At 64.2% G+C, this 5,112-nt stretch carries 5 protein-coding genes; 4 read left to right on the top strand and 1 reads right to left on the bottom strand.

All coding sequences use genetic code 11. The features are described 5' to 3' along the window. The first annotated feature begins 544 nt into the window (after nucleotides 1–544). From VD811_16545 to VD811_16535, 3 genes are all read left to right on the top strand, one after another. Complete coding sequence (locus VD811_16545) at nucleotides 545–1,273, top strand: ROK family protein (GenBank protein HXV22595.1); 729 nt, start codon at nucleotides 545–547, stop codon at nucleotides 1,271–1,273. Between the two features lie 207 nt (nucleotides 1,274–1,480). After that, a complete protein-coding gene (locus VD811_16540) occupies nucleotides 1,481–1,636 on the top strand; it encodes a hypothetical protein (protein HXV22594.1) in 156 nt (51 codons plus the stop codon). A gap of 31 nt (nucleotides 1,637–1,667) precedes the next feature. Beyond that, complete coding sequence (locus VD811_16535) at nucleotides 1,668–3,086, top strand: aldehyde dehydrogenase family protein (protein ID HXV22593.1); 1,419 nt, start codon at nucleotides 1,668–1,670, stop codon at nucleotides 3,084–3,086. 88 nt (nucleotides 3,087–3,174) lie between these two features. Here the strand turns inward: VD811_16535 and VD811_16530 are convergent, their stop codons facing one another. Then, the gene (locus VD811_16530) at nucleotides 3,175–4,572 is read right to left on the bottom strand and encodes a penicillin-binding transpeptidase domain-containing protein (GenBank protein HXV22592.1); all 1,398 of its coding nucleotides are present in this window, start codon (nucleotides 4,570–4,572) and stop codon (nucleotides 3,175–3,177) included. Nucleotides 4,573–4,872: 300 nt separating this feature from the next. Between VD811_16530 and VD811_16525 the strand changes: the two genes are divergently transcribed. Beyond that, nucleotides 4,873–5,112: hemerythrin domain-containing protein (locus VD811_16525; GenBank protein ID HXV22591.1), on the top strand; the 240-nt coding region annotated here is incomplete at its 3' end.

Raw genomic sequence — 5,112 nt, 5'->3', positions numbered from 1 at the left:
GCATTTAGGACCCTCGCTACAGCTGACAGGCGCCGCGTCTCCGCCCGCCCTTCTGGCGAACATTCATGGATCGCGCAGTGTCTACCGGGCTGTTGCAAACACCGGCGCTAGTCGGAAAACCAAGTCCGAGATCAGGGGTGCGCGGCTGTGGCAAGCACCGGCACTGCTGGAGTGTGAGTCCCGACCCTCGCGACAGACGCCGGCGTCCAGCCCGGCGAAAGGCTTCCTTGCTACGAAGCACCGGCAGTGTTAACTGCACCAACGGTCTCCGGAACCCCTGAACCGATGCGACAGTAGTGCCCACCGCCAGGTGAGCGTCCTTCCTTTGGTGACTTTCCTTGGACGAGCAAGGAAAGTCACCCGGCGGCCGGCCGGGACCGGCGAAGTTAAAATTTCAGCCTTCGGCCTGACTCAATACAGGAAAGGGGATAGGCTACTTCAGGTAAGGTAGCAAGTCCCCTTTTGCCATGCGGTCATTCCGGCTATTGTCGGTTATACTGTCGGGCGAACAGTCCGGGATGGGATTTCGAACCAGGAGGAGGCTATGCACATTCTCGGCATCGACATCGGCGGCAGCGGTGTCAAAGCAGGCGTGGTCGACGTCTATAAGGGCTGTCTGGTCGGCGAACGTCTGCGGATTCCGACGCCGATGCCGGCCACTCCGGAAGCCGTACAGGCGGCCGTCGCCAGCCTGGTCCGGGACTTTTCCTGGAATGACGCCGTCGGCTGCGGATTCCCCGGCGTAATTCATGACGGCCGGGCGATGACCGCGGCCAATATCGATCCGGCCTGGATCGGCACCGATGTGGCAGGCCTGTTTGCCGATGCCACGGGTTGTCCCTTTCATGTGCTGAACGATGCCGATGCGGCCGGCATCGCCGAAATGCGCTTCGGCGCCGGTCGGGGGCGGCTTGGGGTGGTCCTGCTGGTGACGGTCGGCACGGGACTCGGTTCGGCCCTGTTCAGCGATTCCGTCCTGGTGCCGAATACCGAATTCGGCCACATCCTGGTCCGCGGCAAAGTCGCCGAGCGCTATGCCTCCGCCGCCGTCCGGGAACGGGAACACCTGAGCTGGGCCAAATGGGGCAAACGCTTCAACCGTTACCTGCAGCGCATGGAAGAGCTGGTCTGGCCCGATCTCTTTATCATCGGCGGCGGCGCCAGCAAAAAGCATGAGCGGTTTTTCCCCCAGATCGCTGTCCAGGCCGAAATCGTTCCGGCGCAATTACGCAACGAGGCCGGCATCATCGGCGCTGCCCTCTCTGCCGCTTAAGCTGTCCCTTTTTTCGGTTCGTAGTGAACGTCTCGCAACACCACGAGTCACAACCCGACCCTCCGCTCGCTCATCTTCGCGGCGTGCCCGCGGCGGCTAGGGGTGGAATTTTGTCAGAGAGCTTGCCGGAAAGCGCTGTACAATCAAAAGACCCAGCGATTATCGCAGCGAGCGATACATGAAACCCTGCCGCCAGGAATGAGCGTCATGACCAACACCATCATCCATCTCGACATGGATGCCTTTTATGCGTCGGTGGAGCAGCGCGACCACCCCGAGCTGCAGGGGCGGCCGGTAATCGTCGGCGGGGTGTGCCGTGCCTCACGCTTCGACGGTCGCTTCGACGAAGAGCAAAGCAGGTAAAACTTCAGGACATGAAGGGAAGGGCGTAATCATGCAGCGCTACGAAAAACTCTACATCAACGGCCAGTGGGTGCCGTCCGGCAGCGGGCGGTCGATCGATGTCGTCAACGCCTCCACCGAGGAGGTCATGGGGTCGATACCGGCCGGCACCGCCGAGGATGCCGACGCCGCGGCGCGCGCCGCCCGGGGCGCCTTCGCCGGCTGGGCGGCGACGCCGGTGGCAGAGCGCCGGGCCTTTCTGGAAAAGCTGCAGCAGGGGGTGGCGGCGCGGGCCGAGGAGATCGCCCGGACCATCACCGGCGAGGTGGGTATGCCGCTCAAGCTCTCCCAGCGCATCCAGGCGGGACTGCCGGCGGCGGTGCTGGAGAGTTTCGCCCGGCTGCTGGGCGAATACCGCTTCGAAGAACAGGTCGGCAACTCCCTGGTGATCTGCGAGCCGGTCGGGGTGGTGGCCTGCATCACCCCCTGGAACTACCCGCTGCACCAGATCGTCGCCAAGGTGGCCCCGGCCCTGGCGGCCGGCTGCACGGTGGTGGTCAAGCCGAGCGAGCTCGCCCCCCTCAACGCCTTCATGCTGGCCGAGATCGTCGACCAGGCCGGCCTGCCGCCGGGGGTCTTCAACCTGGTCAGCGGGACGGGACCGGTGGTCGGCGAGGCGCTGGCCCGGCATCCGGAGGTGGACATGATCTCCTTCACCGGCTCGACCCGGGCCGGCCGGCGGGTGGCGGAGCTCGCCGCGCAGGGCGTCAAGCGCGTCGCCCTCGAGCTGGGGGGCAAGTCGGCCGCGGTGATCCTGGAAGACGCCGACCTGGCCGCCGCCGTCAAGGGGACGGTGAACGCCTGCTTCCTCAACTCCGGGCAGACCTGCACCGCCCACACCCGCATGCTGGTGCCGGCGAGCCGCTACGCCGAGGCGGCCGGGCTGGCGGTGGAGGCGGCGCGCAGCTTCTCGGTGGGCGACCCCTTCGGCGGCCAGGCCAAGCTGGGGCCGCTGATCTCCGCCGAGCAGCGCGAGCGGGTGCTCGGCTACATCCGCCAGGGGATCGAGGAGGGGGCCGAACTGCTGCTGGGAGGCACTGAGCCGCCCGAAGGGGTGACCAAAGGGTATTACGTCCGGCCGACCGTCTTCGGCCGGGTCGATCCCGGCTCGACCATCGCCCGGGAGGAGATCTTCGGCCCGGTGCTGGCCATCCTCACCTACCGCGACGAGGAAGAGGCGGTGCGCCTCGCCAACGATACGATCTACGGGCTGGCCGGAGCGGTCTGGTCCGCCGACGCCGAGCACGCCAAACGCATCGCCCGCCGCCTGCGGGCCGGGCAGATCGACATCAACGGCGGCCGCTTCAACCTGCTCGCCCCCTTCGGCGGCTTCAAGCAGTCGGGGTACGGTCGGGAGTTCGGCACCTACGGGCTGGAGGAGTTTCTGGAGGTCAAGTCGCTGCAGCTCTGAGGCCGGGGAAGGCCGGAAGGAGCCTTCTTTGTCCGGGCGGAAGCGGGAAGAGGCAAAGAGGTGATGCGGTAAGGGACAAATGCTTTTTTCAGGTGGGGCGAGATGGGGTGGGAACCCGCCTCGAGGCCGAACCGGACACCGGTACGGACGGCAGCGAGACTTTTCCGGCAGGGTGGCCGAAATAATAGGTCATGGCCATGCGGGCGTACTGGGTGGCGCGGATGCCGATGTATTTCTCGTGGCCTACCATGACGGCGACGACCACCGCTCCCTGGCCCTGGCGCTCCCTGGCAAAGCCGACGAACCAGTCGTAGCGCACATCATGGGAGCGGCTGTCGATGGAACCGGTCTTGCCGCCGATCTGCAGGCGCGACAGGACTTTGTCCTGCCGGAACTTCCGGAACGCCTTGCGAGCGGTGCCGGAGGCGATCGTGGTCTCCATCATCTGGCTCAGGGCCGTGGCGGCTCTGGCCGACATGGCCTGCTGCTCCCGGCCCGGCTGCCAGCGGTACAGGACCTCGCCGCTCGCATCGACGATCCGGTCGACGATGGATGGCGCCACCATGGCCCCCCCGTTGAGCACCGCCGAGGCCATCACCGCGCCGTGCAGGGGGGAGATCGTGGTCTCCCGATTGAAGCCGCTGGCAACCTCGGCCCAATTGTACGGTTCGTCGCTGACTTGAAAATGACTGGGGGGCAGGGGCAGTTCAAAATCGAGCGGTTCATTGAAGCCGAAGGCGTCGGCTGACTTTTCCAGCAGCGGTTTCCGCAGGCGGAATTCGCCGAGCTTGCCGAACACCGGGTTGACCGATTCGGCAAAGGCGTCCCGGAAGGAGACCGTTGTCGTGTAACGATTGACCGCGTCGGTCAACTGCCGCTTGTACAGCGTGTGCTTGTAGCCGTTGAATTGCATGGGCGAATCGGCCGCATAGCCGAACTGATCGACAGCCGACGCTGCCGTCACGATCTTGAAGATACTGGCTGCCGGGAAGTCGCTGCGCAGGCAGGGATTGGCGGACGGATCGAACTTGTCGAAGCCCGCCATGGCCAGAAGCCGGCCCGTTTCGGCTTCCATGACGACGATGCCGACATGGCGCGAATTCTGGCGGTCGATCTTGTCGAGCAGGTAGTTCTGCAGGTTCGCATCCAGTGTGGTCTCTACCTGGAGAACCCGGCCTTCGACCGGCAGGGCGAAGCTCTTTTCCGTCAGGTTGTTGAAAGCCTTTTCATCCAGGAGCTGGCGGACCTCATCCTTGCTGACCGGTTCGGCGGCAGGTGATGCCGGTGCAGAGATATGAGCCGCCATGGCCCGAGGCAGATCGCCTGCGGCCCGGAATAAGGCGACGATGCCGACAACGGCGACCAGCGCCAGCAAGACGCCGGCGATCGCCCGAACGGTGCTGCGCAGCGAGAAGCGTCGGGCAGTGGCCCCCCCTCGCAAGTCGGCTTGATAGTCCCGCCAACTGGCCCGTTGGCGCCGGTTCAATGAAGATTTGGGTGGTTTTGGCATGGCAAACCCGGCATGTGAATATGTTTAAGTCGCAAAGGACGGTATTTCCGATGGCTAAGAAATAAGGCATCCACCCCGTGGCTGTCAAACACTTAAATTAGGTTTAGCTGACAAATCCGGCCCCGCAAGCTCCGCTTTCCCCTCTCTGCCGCGTGTTGCACCTCTCTTTCCGATGCGCAAAAATAGGGTACAATTACCCTGGCCCCGACTATGGGGGCCGGGATTTCTCTTTTATCCGGTCCCTGACCGGATCGCGAACAGGGAGGATTTGGCCTCATGTCTTTGGAATGGACAGAAAGTCTTTCGGTCGGGGTCGACATCATCGACGAGCAGCACAAGGAACTGTTCCGCCGGTTCGGCGACCTTGTCGATGCTTGCCATGAGGGCCACGGAAAGGAAAAGATCACCGAGTTGCTGCGGTTTCTCGACGGCTACGTCGTTTTCCACTTCGGCGAGGAGGAGAAGCTGATGCAGCACTACGGCTATCCCGGCATCGCAAGCCACCAGCACGAGCAC

This window comes from Desulfuromonadales bacterium (assembly GCA_035620395.1).
Lineage (GTDB): Bacteria > Desulfobacterota > Desulfuromonadia > Desulfuromonadales > DASPGW01 > DASPGW01.
This window is presented reverse-complemented; position numbering and strand designations above follow the sequence as displayed.

Bases quoted from the DNA above. Each gene is read 5' to 3' on its own strand.
- VD811_16540 (HXV22594.1), top strand. From the start codon at position 1,481: ATGACCAACACCATCATCCATCTCGACATGGATGCCTTTTATGCGTCG.
- VD811_16545 (HXV22595.1), top strand. From the start codon at position 545: ATGCACATTCTCGGCATCGACATCGGCGGCAGCGGTGTCAAAGCAGGC.
- VD811_16535 (HXV22593.1), top strand. From the start codon at position 1,668: ATGCAGCGCTACGAAAAACTCTACATCAACGGCCAGTGGGTGCCGTCC.